The organism is Meiothermus sp. (assembly GCF_037443965.1).
Classification (GTDB): domain Bacteria; phylum Deinococcota; class Deinococci; order Deinococcales; family Thermaceae; genus Meiothermus.
Genome location: NZ_JBBINI010000008.1, coordinates 60,901 through 77,959 on the forward strand (window position 1 = coordinate 60,901; position 17,059 = coordinate 77,959).

At 59.5% G+C, this 17,059-nt stretch carries 18 protein-coding genes and 1 tRNA gene; 8 read left to right on the forward strand and 11 right to left on the reverse strand.

Going from position 1 to position 17,059, the window contains the following annotated elements:
- Positions 1-183 precede the first annotated feature (183 nt).
- The 3 genes from WKI89_RS06330 to WKI89_RS06340 all read left to right on the forward strand — a co-directional run bounded on the left by WKI89_RS06330 (position 184) and on the right by WKI89_RS06340 (position 3,441).
- Positions 184-1,458: a Glu/Leu/Phe/Val dehydrogenase gene (locus tag WKI89_RS06330; protein WP_337868328.1), complete on the forward strand. Its 1,275-nt coding sequence runs from the start codon at positions 184-186 to the stop codon at positions 1,456-1,458.
- 77 nt (positions 1,459-1,535) lie between these two features.
- Positions 1,536-2,813 (forward strand): Glu/Leu/Phe/Val dehydrogenase, encoded by a 1,278-nt coding sequence (locus WKI89_RS06335; RefSeq protein WP_337868329.1) that lies wholly within the window; start codon positions 1,536-1,538, stop codon positions 2,811-2,813.
- Positions 2,814-2,877: 64 nt separating this feature from the next.
- On the forward strand, positions 2,878-3,441 hold the full coding sequence (locus WKI89_RS06340) for a GNAT family N-acetyltransferase (protein WP_337868330.1): 564 nt from the start codon (positions 2,878-2,880) through the stop codon (positions 3,439-3,441).
- A 95-nt stretch (positions 3,442-3,536) separates the two neighbouring features.
- Here the strand turns inward: WKI89_RS06340 and WKI89_RS06345 are convergent, their stop codons facing one another.
- The 5 genes from WKI89_RS06345 to WKI89_RS06365 form a co-directional block, all read right to left on the reverse strand.
- Positions 3,537-4,496, reverse strand: coding sequence for a polyprenyl synthetase family protein (locus WKI89_RS06345; protein ID WP_337868331.1), 960 nt, complete (start codon positions 4,494-4,496; stop codon positions 3,537-3,539).
- A gap of 77 nt (positions 4,497-4,573) precedes the next feature.
- Positions 4,574-5,002, reverse strand: a complete 429-nt coding sequence (locus WKI89_RS06350) for a hypothetical protein (RefSeq protein ID WP_337868332.1) — start codon at positions 5,000-5,002, stop codon at positions 4,574-4,576.
- Entirely contained in the window at positions 4,999-5,640 is a 642-nt protein-coding gene (locus tag WKI89_RS06355; protein WP_337868333.1) for a redox-sensing transcriptional repressor Rex, read from the reverse strand. Before WKI89_RS06355 ends, WKI89_RS06350 begins: the two co-directional genes overlap by 4 nt.
- Positions 5,641-5,662: 22 nt before the next feature.
- Entirely contained in the window at positions 5,663-6,568 is a 906-nt protein-coding gene (locus WKI89_RS06360) for an SPOR domain-containing protein (protein WP_337868334.1), read from the reverse strand.
- A 9-nt stretch (positions 6,569-6,577) separates the two neighbouring features.
- Positions 6,578-8,029, reverse strand: coding sequence for a tetratricopeptide repeat protein (locus WKI89_RS06365; protein WP_337868335.1), 1,452 nt, complete (start codon positions 8,027-8,029; stop codon positions 6,578-6,580).
- A gap of 310 nt (positions 8,030-8,339) precedes the next feature.
- On the opposite strand from WKI89_RS06365, the gene WKI89_RS06370 reads away from it, so the two are divergent.
- A tRNA-Met gene (locus tag WKI89_RS06370) sits at positions 8,340-8,416 on the forward strand.
- Between the two features lie 35 nt (positions 8,417-8,451).
- On the opposite strand, the gene fni is transcribed toward WKI89_RS06370, so the two are convergent.
- Positions 8,452-9,471 carry a type 2 isopentenyl-diphosphate Delta-isomerase gene (gene fni, locus WKI89_RS06375; protein ID WP_337868336.1) on the reverse strand — a complete coding sequence of 340 codons (1,020 nt, stop codon included), beginning with the start codon at positions 9,469-9,471 and terminating at the stop codon, positions 8,452-8,454.
- Positions 9,472-9,586: 115 nt separating this feature from the next.
- On the opposite strand from fni, the gene WKI89_RS06380 reads away from it, so the two are divergent.
- Both WKI89_RS06380 and WKI89_RS06385 read left to right on the forward strand, forming a co-directional pair.
- Positions 9,587-10,501, forward strand: a complete 915-nt coding sequence (locus WKI89_RS06380; protein ID WP_337868337.1) for a 2-hydroxyacid dehydrogenase — start codon at positions 9,587-9,589, stop codon at positions 10,499-10,501.
- Positions 10,491-10,958, forward strand: coding sequence for a hypothetical protein (locus tag WKI89_RS06385; RefSeq protein ID WP_337868338.1), 468 nt, complete (start codon positions 10,491-10,493; stop codon positions 10,956-10,958). The genes WKI89_RS06380 and WKI89_RS06385 overlap by 11 nt, the downstream gene beginning before the upstream one ends.
- Positions 10,959-10,969: 11 nt before the next feature.
- On the opposite strand, the gene WKI89_RS06390 is transcribed toward WKI89_RS06385, so the two are convergent.
- The 4 genes from WKI89_RS06390 to WKI89_RS06405 form a co-directional block, all read right to left on the reverse strand.
- Entirely contained in the window at positions 10,970-11,395 is a 426-nt protein-coding gene (locus WKI89_RS06390; protein WP_337868378.1) for a disulfide bond formation protein B, read from the reverse strand.
- Complete coding sequence (locus tag WKI89_RS06395) at positions 11,395-12,033, reverse strand: hypothetical protein (RefSeq protein ID WP_337868339.1); 639 nt, start codon at positions 12,031-12,033, stop codon at positions 11,395-11,397. Before WKI89_RS06395 ends, WKI89_RS06390 begins: the two co-directional genes overlap by 1 nt.
- A gap of 20 nt (positions 12,034-12,053) precedes the next feature.
- Complete coding sequence (gene ftsY / locus WKI89_RS06400) at positions 12,054-12,968, reverse strand: signal recognition particle-docking protein FtsY (protein WP_337868340.1); 915 nt, start codon at positions 12,966-12,968, stop codon at positions 12,054-12,056.
- Positions 12,969-13,191: 223 nt separating this feature from the next.
- A complete protein-coding gene (locus WKI89_RS06405; protein ID WP_337868341.1) occupies positions 13,192-14,103 on the reverse strand; it encodes a dienelactone hydrolase family protein in 912 nt (303 codons plus the stop codon).
- A gap of 267 nt (positions 14,104-14,370) precedes the next feature.
- Here WKI89_RS06405 and WKI89_RS06410 point away from each other — a divergent pair, with 267 nt between their 5' ends.
- Together WKI89_RS06410 and WKI89_RS06415 are read left to right on the forward strand one after the other, a co-directional pair.
- A complete protein-coding gene (locus tag WKI89_RS06410) occupies positions 14,371-15,330 on the forward strand; it encodes an L-threonylcarbamoyladenylate synthase (RefSeq protein WP_337868342.1) in 960 nt (319 codons plus the stop codon).
- Between the two features lie 244 nt (positions 15,331-15,574).
- On the forward strand, positions 15,575-16,393 hold the full coding sequence (locus WKI89_RS06415) for a hypothetical protein (RefSeq protein ID WP_337868343.1): 819 nt from the start codon (positions 15,575-15,577) through the stop codon (positions 16,391-16,393).
- Positions 16,394-16,417: 24 nt separating this feature from the next.
- Here WKI89_RS06415 and WKI89_RS06420 read toward each other — a convergent pair whose 3' ends face one another.
- Entirely contained in the window at positions 16,418-17,029 is a 612-nt protein-coding gene (locus tag WKI89_RS06420; protein ID WP_337868344.1) for a hypothetical protein, read from the reverse strand.
- Between the last annotated feature and the right edge of the window lie 30 nt (positions 17,030-17,059).

Consider the following 17,059-nt stretch of genomic DNA (forward strand, 5'->3'; position numbering starts at 1 on the left):
CAGCGAGGCGGAGCGTCGGGACATTCGAGGGATTCGGCAAAGATAGCTCCAAGAGCGGTTGCTTTGGATGATCATCTTCGGGTATTGCCTCCAGGTATACTCATGGTCGTTGAAATTAGGGTCAAACGCCCATGTCAACTGTGACAAAATGGCCCAAAGGTTTATGAAACGGAGGTTTACTCGATGCCACTCAGAAACGCCTATCGTCCCCCGGGAGATGCGAGCCTGTGGGAAAGCTTTTTGCGCCGCCTCGAGGCCACCATCAAGGTAGCCAAGATTCACCCCGCCACCATCCAGTACCTGACCCATCCCAAGCGCCTGGTGGGGGTTTCGCTGCCGGTGGTGATGGACGATGGGGGCGTGCGCAACTTCACGGCCTACCGGGTGATTCACAACATTGCCCGTGGCCCGGCGCTGGGCGGGGTGCGCTACCACCCGGAGGTGGGGCTGGGCCAGACCTGTGGTATGGCCGCCTGGATGACCTTGAAATCGGCGGTGTTTGGCCTGCCTTTTGGGGGCTCGGCGGGGGGGGTGGTGGTAGACCCCAGTAAGCTCTCGAGGCGCGAGCTCGAGCGGCTTTCGCGCCGCTACGTGACCGAGCTTATCGAACTGATTGGGCCAGACGAGGATGTGCTGGCCCCCGATGTGGGCACCAACCAAACCGTGATGGCCTGGTTTCAGGACACCTTTACCATGACCCGCGGCCAGACCACCCTCAGTGCGGTGACCGGCAAGCCTACCCAACTGGGCGGAGTGGTGGTCAAGGACGAAGGTGGGGGCCAGGGGTTGGTTTACGTGCTCTCCGATCTGGCCCAGGTCAATGGGTGGCCGGTAGCAGGGGCCAACATCGCCATTCAGGGTTTCGGGCAGGTGGGCGGTGCGGTGGCTCGCTACGCGGTCAAGGAAGGGCTAAAGGTGGTGGCTATCTCGACCAGCCAAGGCGGTGTGTATAACCCCGAAGGGCTGGAGGTGGCCGCCCTCGAGCAGCACTACGCCGAGCGGGGGCATCTGGAAGGTTTCCCCGGCGGCAAGTACATCACCAACCACGAACTGCTGACCCTGAAGGTCAACTACCTGGTTCCAGCCGCAGTGGAAGGGGTGATCAACGAGCACAACGCGCAGCAGATCGCTGCCCAGGTGGTGCTGGAGGGGGCCAACGGGGCCATCACCCCCGAGGCCGAGTACCTGCTCAAGCTCCAGGGTACCCAGATCGTGCCCGACATCCTGGCCAACGGGGGAGGGCTGGTGCTCTCTTACCTCGAGTGGGTGCAGGACCTCTCGATGCTCTTTTTCGAGGAGGGCGAGGTTCAGCAGAGGTTGCGTGAGTTTATCCACCAGAGCTTGCAGGCGGTGCTCGAGCGGGCCAAGCCCCTCCAGGGCGACCTGCGGGCCGGAGCCTATGCGTTGGCGGTCGAGCGCATCAACGAAGCCAGCCGCTTGCGGGGCGTGTATCCATAAACCAGAAGCCCTGTGCCTGAGCAAAGCCGCACACCTGGAAATTTTTACCATCCGCTATCCGCTTTTTGGAGGAGTGCATGAAATCCGAACCCCTTTCCTACCTTTCCAGCGAAAACATCGGCCCCTGGGAGATCTATCTGGCCCAGGTAGACCGCGTCACCCCCTACCTGGGCAAACTGGCCTTTTGGGTCGAAGACCTCAAGCGACCTAAGCGCATTCTGATTGTGGATGTGCCGATTCAGATGGACGATGGTTCGGTGGCCCACTTCGAGGGCTACCGCGTCCATCACAATACCTTCCGCGGCCCGGCCAAGGGCGGCATTCGCTACCACCAGGACGTGACCCTCTCCGAGGTGATGGCCCTATCGGCCTGGATGACCATCAAGAACGCGGCGGTGGGTTTGCCCTACGGGGGTGGCAAGGGAGGTATCCGGGTAGACCCCCGCAAGCTCAGTCCCGGTGAGATAGAGCGCCTGACCCGTCGCTATACCTCCGAAATCGGCATTATCATTGGCCCCGACAAGGACATTCCGGCCCCCGACATGGGTACGGGTGCCCGCGAGATGGCCTGGATGATGGATACCTTCTCCATGAATGTGGGGCGCACCGCGCCGGGGGTGGTTACCGGCAAACCCATCGCGGTGGGGGGTTCGCTGGGGCGGCAGGATGCCACTGGGCGCGGGGTGTTTGTGACGGCGGCGGTGGCGGCTGAGAAGATAGGCTTGCCCATCGAAGGTAGCCGGGTGGCGGTTCAGGGTTTCGGCAACGTGGGCAACGCGGCGGCCCGCATCTTCCACGACCATGGCGCCAAAATCATCGCCGTCTCGGACGTGACCGGGGCCATTCGCAACGACGCCGGCATAGACCCCTACGACCTGACCAGCTACGTTAAGCAAATGGGGGGTGTGAAAGGCTATCCCAAGGCCGAGCCGATTCCCGCTGCCGAGGTGTTGACCACCCCGTGTGAATTTCTGGTTCCGGCCGCACTGGAAAAGCAGATTACCGAAGCCAATGCCTGGAAGGTGCAGTGCAAAATCATCGCCGAAGGCGCCAACGGCCCCACCACCCCGGCTGCCGACGACATCTTGGGTGAGCGGGGCATCCTGGTGATTCCTGATGTGATCGCCAATGCGGGCGGTGTAACAGTGAGTTACTTTGAATGGGTACAGGATTTCAACAGCTTTTTCTGGACCGAAGACGAGATCAATGCCAAGCTCGAGCGCCTGATGCGCCAGTCGTTCGAGGCAGTTTGGCAGGTTGCCCAAGACAAAAAAGTTTCGTTGCGCACCGCAGCCTATATCGTGGCTGCGACGCGAGTGCTGGAAGCGCGGTCTTTGCTGGGGTTATACCCGTAAACGCCCCTGGCCTTTGCAATCCATTTCAACCATCCGCCACCCCCAAGTGGCGTATGCTAAAAGGGTGACGCTCAGCAATACCTGGCCGCGCCATGGCAAAGTAACCCTCAAACCCTTTACCGAGGCCCTTACCGAGGCTGAGTGGCGGCGGTTTTACGACTGTTTTCGCGATCCGGAAATCGCCGAATGGAACGGCAGCCGTCCACTCAAAATGCCCTTATGGCTCTTCAAACGGGTGGTCATGGGGGAGGTGAGCCGGGGCGACCGGGTGGGGTTCGGGATTCTCGACGAAAAGGGCGAGTGGCTGGGCACGGTGGAGCTTTATGAAATAACCCGCACCGAGGCCACGCTGGGCATCCTGATTGGGGCCAAGAACCGCTGGGGCCAGGGCTATGGCACCGATGCGGTTAAGGCAGTGCTGGAATATGCTTTCTTCACCCTCCGACTGCAAAAGGTCAAGCTGCGCACCTACAAACACAACCTTCGAGCCCAGCGGGCCTTTGAAAAAGCAGGTTTCCGCCATATAGCGACCCCTCCCGCTCCAACACCGCGTTTTAATTTCGGTCTGGCGCCCAAGGTCGAATTTGTGCCAATGGAAATTACCAAAGAGGACTGGGAAGGTGTTTGATGCCGGTTCCGCTTGAACCCTTCACCTTTGGGTGTAATCAAAGTTGAAGGGATCGAGCCGACCGAAGGGAGTTAGGAATGGAGGTTGCGGCCCGCCTACTTCACCCGCACCAGCTCGCGCCTCGCCAGGGCTTCTAGCTCGTCGCGGTAGGTCGAATGCGGCAGCCCACGCAGGGCTTTGATGGCCTGTTCGACCCGTGTCGCGATGGCTTCGGTGACCTCGAGGTCGGCCCCTGAGCGCACCGCCAACTCCTGTAAACGGGCGATATCCCCCGGTTCAGCCGCCCGGCGCTTAAAGATGGCCCCCACCTCTTCGGGGAAGGCCTCCAGAAGCCGCAGGGTGATGAGGGTCACCTTGCCCTCGCGCACATCCCCGCCTGCGGGCTTGCCCAGTATCTCGGCTGTGCCCATCAAGTCCAGATAGTCGTCGCGCATCTGAAAGGCCTGACCATAGAGCGAGCCAAAACAGGCCAGGGCCTCGCGCTCTGCCGGGGGTGCATCCCCCAGCACCGCAGCCCCCTCGCAGGCCACCCGCATCACCGAGGCGGTTTTGCCGTCAATGATGCGTTCGTAGTTTTCCAGCGAGTAGTCGTGCAGGGCGGCCACCTGAAACTGCAGCACCTCGGCCTCGGAGAGCTGTCGGGCGGTCTCGGCAAACATGGCCACCAGCTCCATACGCCCGGTCTGGGCCAGCAAGGCCATCAGCCGCGACAGCAGGTAGTCGCCCGAGAGCACCGAGACCGCGTTGCCGTATTTGCGAAAGGCGGCCTCCTTGCCGCGCCGGGTCTCGGCGTCGTCTACGAGGTCGTCGTGCAGGAGCGAGGCCGAGTGCAAAAGCTCCACCGCCAGGGCCAGTTCCATGGCATACGGCACACTCCCCAGGGCATTGCTGGCCAAAAAAACCAGCCGGGGGCGCACCCGCTTGCCCCCTGCAGTGACCAGGTCTTCTTCGATGAGCTGGACAAACTCCACTTCCGAGCGCACCACAGCCCGCAGGCGGTCTTCAAATTCTGCCAGCAGGGCCTCGAGGTTGTGGGTGAAGTCCTTCACACTCATTCCAAAAAGTATAACCCAGACCCTGGGGTCTGGGTTGGTGAGAAGCACAAAGGCAGGAGGGGTGCCTTTCAGATTTTTCAGTACAGGGTGATGGGCCTGGGGAGGAACACGGTACGACCCTGACCGTTGGCACTGTTGGCATCGTAGCTCTCAATTAGGATGCTGCCTGGAGCCGGGAAAGTATTGAAGGTAATTTCTCCATTGATGATAGGGCAGTTGTCTGGCGCGGTATTTGGGGCACAAGAAAGCACTTCGCCCCCCGGAAGCGAACCGCCGCCCACACGGTTAAGTTGGCTGACGACCCCTAGGGGGCTTCCAGGCAGGGTGCGGATAGTGTATTTCACTACGAAGGCTACGCGGATCACATTGCCGTTTTGGTCGCGTATGCTACGGTCTTCGCTGCCAGCTGGCGCGATCAGAACGCTGGGAATACCAAAATCGGTGATAAAGTTGCCGCACCCCGCCAGCACAAAAGCGGCCACCACCAAGGCGATAAGTTTTTTCATCCAATCATCTCCTCTCTCCATTTGGGGTTGAGCACGAAGAACGAGAGCCTGCTAAGTCCGGTGAGAAAGTCTACGTTCTCCACTGCTACTTCCTTGGGCACTTCCAGAACTGCCGGGGCAAAGTTCAGAATACCCTTGATACCTGACTCTACCAGACGATTGGCTACTGCTTGGGCCGAATCAGCAGGAACTGCCAGAAGGCCGAATTCAATGCGTCTTTCGGCTACGGCCCGTGGTAGGTTGTCCATGCTTTCGACGTGCATGCCGTGAAAGGTCATGGTGACTTTGGAGGGGTCGCGGTCGAACAAACCCCTTAACTCAAAAATCTCGCTGAAACCTCGGTAGTCGGCGATGGCCTGCCCCAAGCGGCCCATACCTACGATGCAGAGCCCCCATCGGCGGTTGAGGCCCAGAATTTGCCGCAGCTCACGGCGCAAAATTTGCACCGTGTAGCCCACCCCCCGCGTGCCATAGCTGCCAAAGTAGGAGAGGTCTTTACGTACCTGAAAGGCGGTGACCTGGGCTTCCTCGGCCAGTTGTTCGGAGGAGGTGCGGTTGACCCCACGGGCCTCGAGGTCCTCTAAAATCCGCAGGTAGGTGACCAGGCGGGAGATGGCCGCGCTGGGTACTTTAGCCATAAAAAACTCCTGTTACGGACATCTAGCGAACCTCCAAAACCTCGAGGCCCCTGGCCCGCAATGCAGTAGCGGCAGCAACCGTATCGTCGAGGGGGCCGACCCGCACCTTCACCAACCCACCCTCTTCCACCAGCACCACCGGAAACCCCGCTTGCTGCACGGTTTCAACGACCGATTGTGCGCTTTGGGCAGTGCGGAAAGCGCCCACCTGCAGGAAACGGCCCGAACTGGGCGTGGGGCTGGCCTGCGGCTCGGTGGGGGCACTGGCGGCCATCCGGGCTACTTGGGGTTGGTACTGGCCGAGGGTGTTGGCAACGGAGCGTGCCCGGGTCTGGCTGCTGTAGGGGCCCACCCAAACCCGGGTGAGGCTGCCAGAAGCCTCGAGGCCCACCGGATACCCCTGCTGGCGCAGGGTTATGGCCAGGCGTTCGGCGTTTTCGCGGTTGCCAAACGAGCCCACCATCACCCGCCAAGCGCCCCCTGGATCGGCGGTCAAGGTCGGGCGTTCGGGCCGGGGGGCGGGCGCAGGTCGGGTGGTTTCCGGCTGTGCGGGTGGGGGTTGTCGATCTGCTACCTTAGGAGGGGCCGGAATAGGTTTGGCAACGGGGGGTGCAGCCGTAGGGGCTTGTGGAATGGGCAGAACCGTGACCACGGTTTCGGGCTCCGGGCGGGGCTGGGGCCGTGCCGTGGGCGGGGTTTGTGGTTGCGGCTGTGGTCTAGCGGGCGCAGTTTGTGGCTGGGGCTGCGGTGTGGGGGGTGGCGCAGGCTGTTGCGGCGCCGAGGGGGCAACGGTCGAAGGGGGTGTGGGGTTCCCCTGCGGCCCACTAAAGGGATTAACCCCAATCAGGAAAAACACCACGCCTGCCATGATGGCGGCTACCAGTAAGAAGATTAGCGCATCGAGCCAGTTTGTTCTAAGCCAACCCATGCCACCAATCTACCGCAATAAGTCTCGAGCCGGGGCATAGCCCAGGTCGGCGGAGCGCTGCCAGGCCCGCCGGGCCTCGGCCACCCGACCCAGCGAGCGCAGGGTGAGGCCTAGGTTGTACCAGGCCACCGAGTTGCGGCCATCCAGGGCTACTGCTTGCGAGAGCACCCGTTCGGCATCAGAGTATTTACCTGCAGAGTAGAGGGCCGCACCCAGGTTGGCAGCCGTAGAGGCACTGGGGGCTAGGGCTTGGGCCTTTTCCAGCGATTCGGCGGCAGCAGCATAGTCTTTTAGGTTGAACTGCGAGACCCCCAGGAAAAACCAGGCCTCCGCATTATCGGCTTTTTGCTGAGTTACCTGCGAGAGGGTTTCGACGGCCTCGGTATAGCGACGCAGGGTATAAGAAGATTTGCCCAGCAAGAACAGGGCGTCTACTCTATCGGCCCCTTGGCTGGCTCTGACAGCCATCGCGGCGAAGCGGCCCGACTCGGCGGCCTGACCCAGGCGGTCGTAGGCGGTGGCCAGTCCCAACAGCACTTTGGGTTCATCGGGGTTCTGGGCATAGGCATTCTGGAAGGACTCCAAAGCTCCCCTGGCATTGCCATCGCGCAGGCGAGCTACCCCCAGGTTGTACTGGGCAGCCCACAGTCTTGGATCGAGACGGGCTGCTTCCTGTAGGGAAGTCTGTTGTTCGCGGCCCTGCTGGAGGGTGGATTTTTTGAGCAACAGTTGGGCCCGTGCCGAGTTATCCTTAGCCGCTTCCAACCCCCGGTCAATCTCGCGCAGGGCCCGTAGGGGCAACCCTTGGGCAGTATAGATATCGGCGATCTGGGAAATGGCTTGCACATTGGCAGGGTCGGTGCCCAGAATCTGGTAAAGCACCGGCAGGGCTTCTAAGGGCTTGTTGGCCCGAACCAGGCTATCTGCCAGCAAAGAAGTGAGCTCGGCATCGCCGGGTACCTTCTCCAGGCCCTTGCGGGCGGCAGCGGTGGCGGCTTCATGCTGTCCCTGGGTTCGCAGCGCCTTTACCTGGCCTATATAGGCCGGCTTCAGGTCGTTTGCGCTCAGGTTGGCTTTCTCGCCGACTTCGACGGCCCTGGCAAACGCTTGGCTGGCCTCAGCAGCCTGGCCCTGGCGGTCGCGCACCACCCCCAGGTTGAACCAGCCCTCAAAGCGATTGGGGTCGAGAGCGGTCAGATGGGTGAACTCGAAGGCAGCCCCCCGCAGGTCGCCCAGGCGGTATAGAGCTAGCCCCAATCCAAAATGCGCGCTGTAGTTGGAGAAATCGCGGGCAATAACGGCTTCAAAGCCCTGCACGGCTTCGTTGAGACGCCCGGCCTCGAGGGCAGCCTGGGCTTGTTGCAGGGTCTGCTGAACCGCAGGTGCAGGCTGTGCAGGTTGACTTTGCTGCGCCCAGCCCAGCGAAAGAATCAGAAGCGCCGCACACAAAAGTTGTTTCATAGCGTCTCCTTCAGGTTAATCCTCATCTTGCGGCTCATTGTAGCACGTGAAGAAAATGCACAAGCGGCAAATGCACTTGTCAAGCCGAAGTTCAAGTATCAGTCTAATACGCATTTTGGTAGTATCGTTCACTTCGGCAAGCCTAAACGATACTACCGAAATGCTTTTCTACTCCCTTCGGTCGGCTTGAATCCTTCACCTCTGACTGCGGCGGGCGGTAAAGGATTCAAGCGGAAACGGTATAACAGGGCATCTTGACCAAACAAGCTTGCCCGGCTAGTATGTAAAAGCTGTCACATGCAGCCGCCGACGCGGGGTGGAGCAGTCTGGTAGCTCGTCGGGCTCATAACCCGAAGGTCATAGGTTCAAATCCTATCCCCGCAACCAAATCCCTAGGCCCTCGGTTTCGGGGGCCTTTTTTGTCAAACCTGCTCGATACGCCCCAGCGCCTCGGCGGGGGTGCGGGCCCCGATGGCGAAGAGGGCGATCCGCAACTCGTGCAGGAAGTTGTGGAGCCAGGCTACCACGGCCTCGGGGCCTTTCAAGGCGGGCTCCAGCAGCGGACGAGCCACCGCAACCATCTGCGCACCCAGGGCCAGGGCTTTGGCTGCATCGCTGCCAGTACGGATGCCCCCCGAAGCAATCAGGGGTTTTTGGGATAGGGTAGACCGGCATTCCACCAGGGCCTGGGCTGTAGGAATGCCCATTTCGACCAGCTCGAGGTGCAGGATGCGCCCGTGGTGCACCAGTTCCTCGACCCTGGCCCAACTGGTTCCGCCGGCTCCGGCTACATCCAGTGCTGCAAAAGGCAGATGGATCAGTTTTTGAGCAATTTCATAGCCAATGCCGTGCCCAACTTCTTTGAGAACGACCGGGAAGGGTACTTGGGGAAGCAGGCTATGCAGCTTGTCCAGCAGACCCCCAAAGTCGGTATCTCCCCCTACCTGAAGGGCTTCTTGCAGGGGATTGATGTGCAGGGCGAGGGCATCGGCCTGTATCAGTTCGACCGCCTGCTGGAGGTGCTGGGGGCCGTACCCCTTATTGAGCTGCACCAGCCCCAGGTTGCCCACCAGCAGGGTGCTGGGGGCCACCTCGCGCACCTGGAAACTTGCCCTAGCTTGGGGGCGTTCCAACATGACCCGCTGGCTGCCCAGCATCATGCCCACCCCCAGTTGTTCGGCGGCCTGGGCCAGGGCCCGGTTGATACGTCCCCCGTGCTCCTCGCCGCCGGTCATGGCTCCAATCAGAAAGGGGGCCTGTAGGGTTTTGCCTAAAAACCGAGTGGTGAGGTCTACTTCCTCCAATGCCAGCTCGGGTAGCGCCCGGTAGCGCAGGCGGTAGCGTTCAAACCCGGTGGTGAGCCGGGTGTATTCCACCGGCTCGCGGAGGCAGACTTCTAAATGTTTACGTTTGCGTGTCTGAATATCCGGTTTATCGCTCACGGCTAAAGCGATTGTACAGGCTGAGCTGCTGTAAGGCTTGCAGCGGAGAGTGCTTTGAGATACGACCTATTGAGCGCATGAAGAAAACGTGTTGAACCGCGATATATTAATGCTGATGGTTCTTCTGGTTTCCGAAGTGATCGCGTCCAATCTTTTGCAGGATTTTCCCGATTCGGTAGAAGTGGCCTTTTTGCCTAAAGAAGCTCCTTTGTCAGAAAAAGCCCTGCAAGCCGAGTTTGCCGTGGCACCCTACGGCAGCGGGGCCAAGCGTTTTTTTGCCGAACTCCCCAACCTAAAGTACCTCAAGGTGGTGCAGACCCTCACGGCGGGCGTGGACTGGATTCTGCCCCACTTGCCCCCTGGAATTGTGCTTTGTGATGCGGCCGGCGTTCACGATATTCCGGTTTCGGAGTGGATTGTTGCGGCAGTGGTGGGGGCTATCAAGCGCTTTCCTGAGTTCCGCGATGCCCAGCGGGAGCAGCGCTGGGCCTACCGCTGGGTGGACGATCTGGAAGGCTCTACAGTGTTGTTTTTGGGTTATGGTTCAATTGCCAGGGCCACCGAGAAGCGCCTAGCCCCATTTGAAGTTGAATTTATTCGGGTCGCACGAACAGCCCGCGAGGGGGTGTACGGATTTGCTGCGCTGCCAAAGTTGCTTCCCAAAGCCGATGTGATCATCAACCTATTGCCCTACACCCCTCAGACCGACAAGCTAATCGGGGCCGAGCACTTCGCTCAGATGAAACCAGGGGTGCTTTTCGTCAATGCGGGCCGGGGCAAAACGGTAGATCAAGAAGCTTTGGTGGAGGCCATCCGAGCTAAGCAGGTGCGCTTGGTTTCCGATGTCACCGATCCCGAGCCCCTGCCCGAAGGACATCCTTTGTGGTCGTTGCCAGAGGTTTTTTTGACCCCGCACATGGCAGGCTCAACCCCCAAGCTATTCGAGCGGGGCTTCAGGCTGGTACACCAGCAGGTGGCACGGTATGTGCGTGGCGAACCCCTGCAAAATGTGGTGACGGATGGTTATTGACCTGCTGATCGCGCTGGTTTTCGCTATGGGTGCCTGGGCGATGGCCTTGTGGGTCTCGGCGGAAGTGAGTCTGAACCAGACCCAGAACCGCTTACAAAGCCGCATCAACATCGGATTTACTGCGGCTGTTCAACTGCTGTATGTGCTGCTGGTGCAGACGGTGGGTTCCTGGCGCGATGCCTTGCTGGTGGTTTCGGTCATGCTGCTCTTGGCCTGGTATGCCATGCTGGGCCTGACCAAAGCCATGACCCAAAGCACTTTTCCACCGACCGAGTGGTTTCGGCGCCTTCAACTGGCTGGACACCGAGCTTTTGCCTTCGCTGTGTTGGTTCTGATGGGCATAGGTGCGCTGCTGGGGTTCTTTGACCCTACTTTGGCACTAACCCTCACCCTGCCCTTTGGCGTGGCCCTGATTTGCACCCTGTGGGTTCCGCACTGGATACGCAAAAGGGCTTAGCCCGATAGGTACTACCGCTGGGTGGGGCGTACCCAAAAAAGCGCTATCGAGATGAGCAAGAAAGCGATTCCGGCCTGCAGCGGGATGGGGAAGCCGGGCACATACTCGACGTTGCAGGGGATGGGGCCTTTGCAGACGCTGGGGGCTACCCCAGGAACCCACTGTTCCAGAAGATGGTAGCTGCTCCAGAACAACCCTAAAAGCGATAGGGTAAGGGCGTAGGGTCGAATGTGGGGGTCGTTGCGCCAAGTAGCGATCCCAAGCATGAATACCAGGGGATACATGGCGATGCGCTGGTACCAGCACAGCGTGCAGGGAATGAAGTTGCGCACCTCCGAATAGTAAAGGCTACCAAGGGTCGCTGCCAGGGCCACCAGCCAGGCAAAAGCCAGCAGCAGGGCGTTGCGATCAAAAGAGGGTTTGGACGAGGTCTGCATCATTCTAAAGTGTAGCGTATAAAACGATCCTGAACCTGACCAGGAAATTCCATCTCTGTGCCGGCCAAGCGAATAAAAGGCCTGGGGTAGATACGCCCAACCAGGGCCGCCCCCACCCCGTTGCCCCGCCGCTCGGGCACCACCCCTGCCAGCAGGCCCACCTCCTGATAGGTGAGGATGGCGCCTACTGCATCGCCATAAAGATAAGCCACGAACGCCTGATTGTTGGGGTTTTGCAGCAACTTGCCCACTGGATGTGAAAAGGGAAAGCGCCATTCGGGGACGTTGTAGGCCTCGGTAAGGAGGCGTGAGAGGGTCCAGGCTTCCGACCAGGGAACCTGTTCGGTCCAGTAGGCGCGGGGGCTGGGTTCGGATTGGCAGAGTTCGAAGGTGGCTGAAAGCCGAAAGCCGAGGGCTACAAGCTCGGAGGGGTCGGAGCGCTCGAGCAGTGTACAGGCCAGCGGTGCGCCTACCTGCGTGAACCGTGCCCGAAGTTCCTCGAGTACCGATCTGTCAAAGCCGAAAGCGGTGTTTGTCAACAGCAGCGGGAAGTTGGGTTGGAGCAGATAGGAGATACCCGCGACCTTGCCAGAGTGTTGCCTCGAGGCCAGCGGGAGGTATAGCTCGTGCAGATCCATAGAGGCCGGCACCACCCGTATCAGCCCAGCAGCGCTTCCACAAACTCGCCAGCATCAAACGGCTGAAGGTCGTCTGCTTTCTCACCCACCCCGATAAACTTGATGGGTACGCCCAGCTCGCGCACGATGGGCACCAGCACCCCGCCCTTGGCCGTACCGTCGAGCTTGGTTACGATCACCCCGGTCAGGCCGGCGGTTTCGTTGAATTTTTTGGCTTGTTCGAGGCCATTTTGTCCGGTCACGGCATCCAGCACCAGCCAGACCTCGCCCGGCTCGCCGGGGTCGGCCTTGGTAATGGAGCGTTTTACTTTGTTTAGCTCTTCCATCAGGTTGTGCTTGGTGTGCAGTCGCCCAGCGGTGTCTACCAGCAGTAGATCGGTGCCCCTGGCTTTGCGGCTGCTGGCCGCGTCGAAGGCCAGCGCGGCAGGGTCGGAGCCTTCGGGGCCCTGGATCACCGGGATGCCCAGCCGTTCCCCCCACAGCCCGAGCTGGGCTCCACCCGCCGCGCGGAAGGTATCGCCGGCGCAGAACATCACGCTTTTGCCCTTGCTCTGGTAGTACTGCCCAAGCTTGGCGATGGTGGTGGTCTTGCCCACCCCATTGACCCCCACCATCAGAATCACCTTGCCGGCGGGCTCGACGGTGGACTTTTTGGCGTTGGGGTTGAAGCCCGCCTTGCGAATTTTGGCCCGGAACTGGTCGGGCTCGAGCTGTACCGTAAGGGCTTGTTTGAGGGCTTCGCGCAGGTCTTTTTTGCCCGACTGGCGTACTTCTTCCAGCACCTCAGCAGTGGCCTCTACGCCTACATCGGAGGAGATCAGGGCGAACTCGAGTTCTTCCAACACCTCTTCAGGGCTTTTGCTCCAAGGAACCGATCTGGTGATGTTGTCGCGGGTCTTGCTAAGGCCCTCTTTGAGGCGCTGAAACCAACTCATAACACTTTAGTCTACCGCTCGATGGGGTGTTGGGCCGATGGGAAGTCACAAAATGTCGAGTTCGCTGCATAAAGCCGGATAGACGTTGGGGGGCTCGAGATGTGGTCAGCCGAGGGGTCGGTGGGATTGTGCTCAATACCGATAAACACGCCAAGGGTAAATAAGGTACGGCTTATACGAAACACGAAAAGTCCCTTGTGTTGCCTTTTTGCGGTGCATCCGATTAGGGGTGGCTATGGGAGCTATGGTTGAGGTGTGACCAGACCATCTGAAACAGATTTCCGGGTGTTGGGTTGCCATAGCGGTCGGTGGGCAGTCTGGTCAGGACGGGCTCTACGTCTGAACGCGGGCGCTCCTTAAGGTTGCGTTTCATGAAGTCCTCCAATTGCTGCCAGGCTTCCCCCTGAGCGCCCCCCTTTTGGATGGCTTCCACGCTTTGCACGAAGGCATGGCCTTGCCCCTCATAAACCTTGATTTCGTGGGGAATTCCAGCCTGCTGGAGCCCAACCTCGAAGGCCCTCACTTCTTCCAGCGGAATCAGATTGTCGTTGGAGCCAAAAATGCCCAGAACAGGCCCTGGTAAGCGTTCCAGGGTTTCTGGGTTGGTAACGAGCTGCCCGTAGAAGATTCCGGTGGCGGCTATCCGGTTGTTGTGCAGGGAATAGTTGAGCGCGGCGGTACCCCCGTAGCAGAAGCCCATCACGGCAATGCGCCCGGTATCCACTTCAGGCTGCTGGGAGAGCCAATTAAACACCGCGTCCAAATCCTGATTAACGCGTTCGGGTGGGGTGGTGGCCGAGAGGTAGATGGCCCTGGGAATCCAGTCGGTTTTCTGGTTGCGATAGGTGTCGGGTGCAACCACCACATAACCTTGCTCGGAAAGCAGCCTGGCTTTATCCACAATCTCCTGTTTGAGGCCCCAGAACTCGTGGATCATAATGATGGCTGGGAACGATCCGCTGCCCCCAGGTTTAGCCACATAGGCCTGCACCTCGGGAGAGATGCGGGTATTGGTTAGGGTTTCCAAGCGGTTGCCGTCCAGTGCTGCATCTATCACCACTGAAAGCACCAAGACCACTACTCCTACGCCCAGAAGACCAGCCACCCAAGCCAGAATTTTCAGAACCACAGCCATGGCTCTACTATGGCAGGGTCTGTGAATGGGTTGTGTAGGTTAGAAGAAAGTTAGCCCTCTTAGTGCTCCGGTAACATAATTCCCGGGATGGATTTGGCTCACCCAATATCTGGAAGTTGCTTTGAGCGCTTCATTTTGGGAACTTCACTGGATATCAATCTTTAATTTACCAAACCACTTAGCGCCGGTGCGCTGGGTGCGTTGCGTTTTCGGGATTGCCCTTCGCAATCCAATGGCGGTGCGGCTCTGCTATTATGTCGGGGTTATATGGTCGTGTCCCCCACCCCCGAAAACCTCGAGCGGGCCGCCCATATTATCCGCAGCGGTGGGCTGGTGGCGTTTCCTACCGAGACCGTCTATGGCCTGGGGGCCAATGCCCTAGATGCACTCGCCGTGGCCAAGATCTTCGAAGCCAAAGCGCGTCCTAGCTTCAACCCGCTGATTGTGCATGTGGCCAATCGGGAGATGTTAGAAGTAGTAGTGCAGGAAATTCCGGCGGTGGCCGAGCGACTGATGGCGTGCTTCTGGCCGGGCCCCCTTACGCTGGTCTTGCCCAAATCGGAGCGGGTTCCGGGTATCGTGACCGCCGGGCTTCCGACGGTGGCGGTGCGAATACCGGCCCACCCGGTGGCCCAGGCGCTCATTGGGCGGGCCGGGGTGCCGGTGGCCGCGCCCAGTGCCAATCCTTTTGGTTACCTGAGCCCTACCCGGGCCGAGCACGTCGAGCGGATGCTGGGGGAGCGGGTAGACCTGATCCTGGATGGGGGAAGAACCGAGTTTGGGGTGGAGTCCACCATCGTGTTATTGGCCGAAAAGCCAACCCTGCTGCGCTATGGCGCGGTAGCGGTGGAAGAGTTGGAGCAAGTGCTGGGTTCGCTGGAATTCCAGGTAGCGGAGCGCGAAAAACCCCTGGTTCCGGGCCAGTTGCCCCAGCACTACGCACCCCGAACCCCCATTTACATGGCCTTACCTGAAGAAATACCCCCAGAGCTTCGCAAGCGGGTGGGGTATCTGGCTTTTCAGGAAGTGCCCAAGGGATTCAAGGTAGTTAAGGTTCTGTCGCCCACCGGCAACCTGCAAGAAGCTGCTGCGCATCTGTTTGAAGCCCTGCACCAACTCGACCGGCTGGGTTTGGAGGCCATTTACGCCGAACCTGTTTCAGAGGAGGGGCTGGGCCGGGCCATTATGGATCGCTTGCGGCGGGCTTCCCAAGGAACCGAGGGCTGAATCTACTTGATGGGTTGCAGTGCAGTTTACAACTGTGGTCTATTGTGTAAGTGGTTCCCACGTATGCGCTGCACGGTGTTTATTTCCATGCGCCGTAACGGTGGAACCACGATGTGCGGTCAAATGTTTGCTATGTGGAACGGCGGGGATTTTATACTTGATATCAACTGCAAGGTTGCTGTACGAACCGCCAATTTGGGAGATGAATTTGACTGGGTCACAAACACAGGTCACCATTTCGGCTGTGTTGCGCCTGCTCATCTGGGGCAAATTACCGGTAGAGCGGGTGGCTGGAAAGCGTTGGGGATGGCTCGAGGATGCCCTTTCATACGCCGCATTCTGTGGTTTGGTGATCGTTGAGTTGCCAGGAGGGGAACTGGCTCGGTTGCTCTACCACCGGGGTGCACTGGTTTATGTGGGTTGGAAGGAGCACACCCCAGGCGAGGCGGCGGAAAGAATCCAGCAAACCGCCTTGCTGGCCACTTTCTCGGTGTATCCCTTCGATGAGCCCCGGCAGACCCTGGCTTTGGCGGCGGTGGATGGGGTGATTATGCGGCTAGCTGAGCCTCTGGAGACTCACTATAGCGAGCTGTGGAAGGAATTCCAGCGCAGGCATTTTTCGGGGGTCTTGGCCCTCGAAGATAGAGCCGTCTTGCATATCAGGCTTTTTCAGGACGGGCTGATCCGTCTGGGAACCGAAACCCCTACGGATTTTGAACCAACCCGCCAAACCGTTATCGCCTGGACAAAGCGCGACCCTCCGGTACTAAACTTGAACCTCCAACCCCTCAAACCCTGGCCCTCCAGCGAGCTCAAAGCCACTCCTCTCAGCAGCGACGCAATCTGGAACCTGGTTCATGGTGTACTACAGACCCACCTGGGTTTTCAGGCAGGGCTGGTGGAATTGCGCCTGCGGCGCGAGTTTTACCACCAAGAAGCGGATCAACTAATCGAAAGCCTGGTCACTTGGCTGGTCCACAACAGACATCACGACACCGCAAGAGAACTGCGCGAACAGCTCGACCATCTGCAGTATCGGGCGTTTTATGAGCATTTCGAGTGAGCGCCCAAACCATCCACGCCTCCACTAACCCCGGTGGCGCTCCAACTGCACCAGCCGCATGACTGCTAGCTGGGTGAAGGCTTCCCATTCTTCCGGCACTGCTTCGATGGGATCGAGCAGGAAGCGCCGCTCAAAGATAGAACGCTGTTTGCGGATGCGATAGCGGTTGTTGCCATAAGAATCCACCACCAGGTAGGTGGGGTTGAGGAAGTAGAGCAAGGCTCCGGCAAGCACCCACCCCACCAGTGGGATGTCGTCAATTAGACCTGCGATTCCCTCGATAACCTTGATCCAGGGGTTTTCTTCCTGCACGTGGTAGACGACGTTGCCCTGGGCATCCTTAACGAAATAGCGGGTGCGCCAGAGTGAGTTCCAGCCGTCGTTTTCGAAGCTCCCCACCCGTTGTCCGGAGGTATCTTTGATGAGATGCTTGGCCCCAAAGCCCATCACCCGGTCGGCCTCGAGGGTGTAGAGGAGTTGTTTTTTGCTTTTGTCCGCAAAGACCGAGGTGGCCTCGCGCAGGGTGAAAATCTTTTGCTTGAAGGTCAGGAGGTTGCGCCCCTGTGCGTCCACCAGGTGCAGCTCCGGCGAGAGCACAAAAATAGGCCATTTGACCTGCCACGGGTACGAACTCATATCCAAAAGCCTAGCAGCTCAAACCGAGGG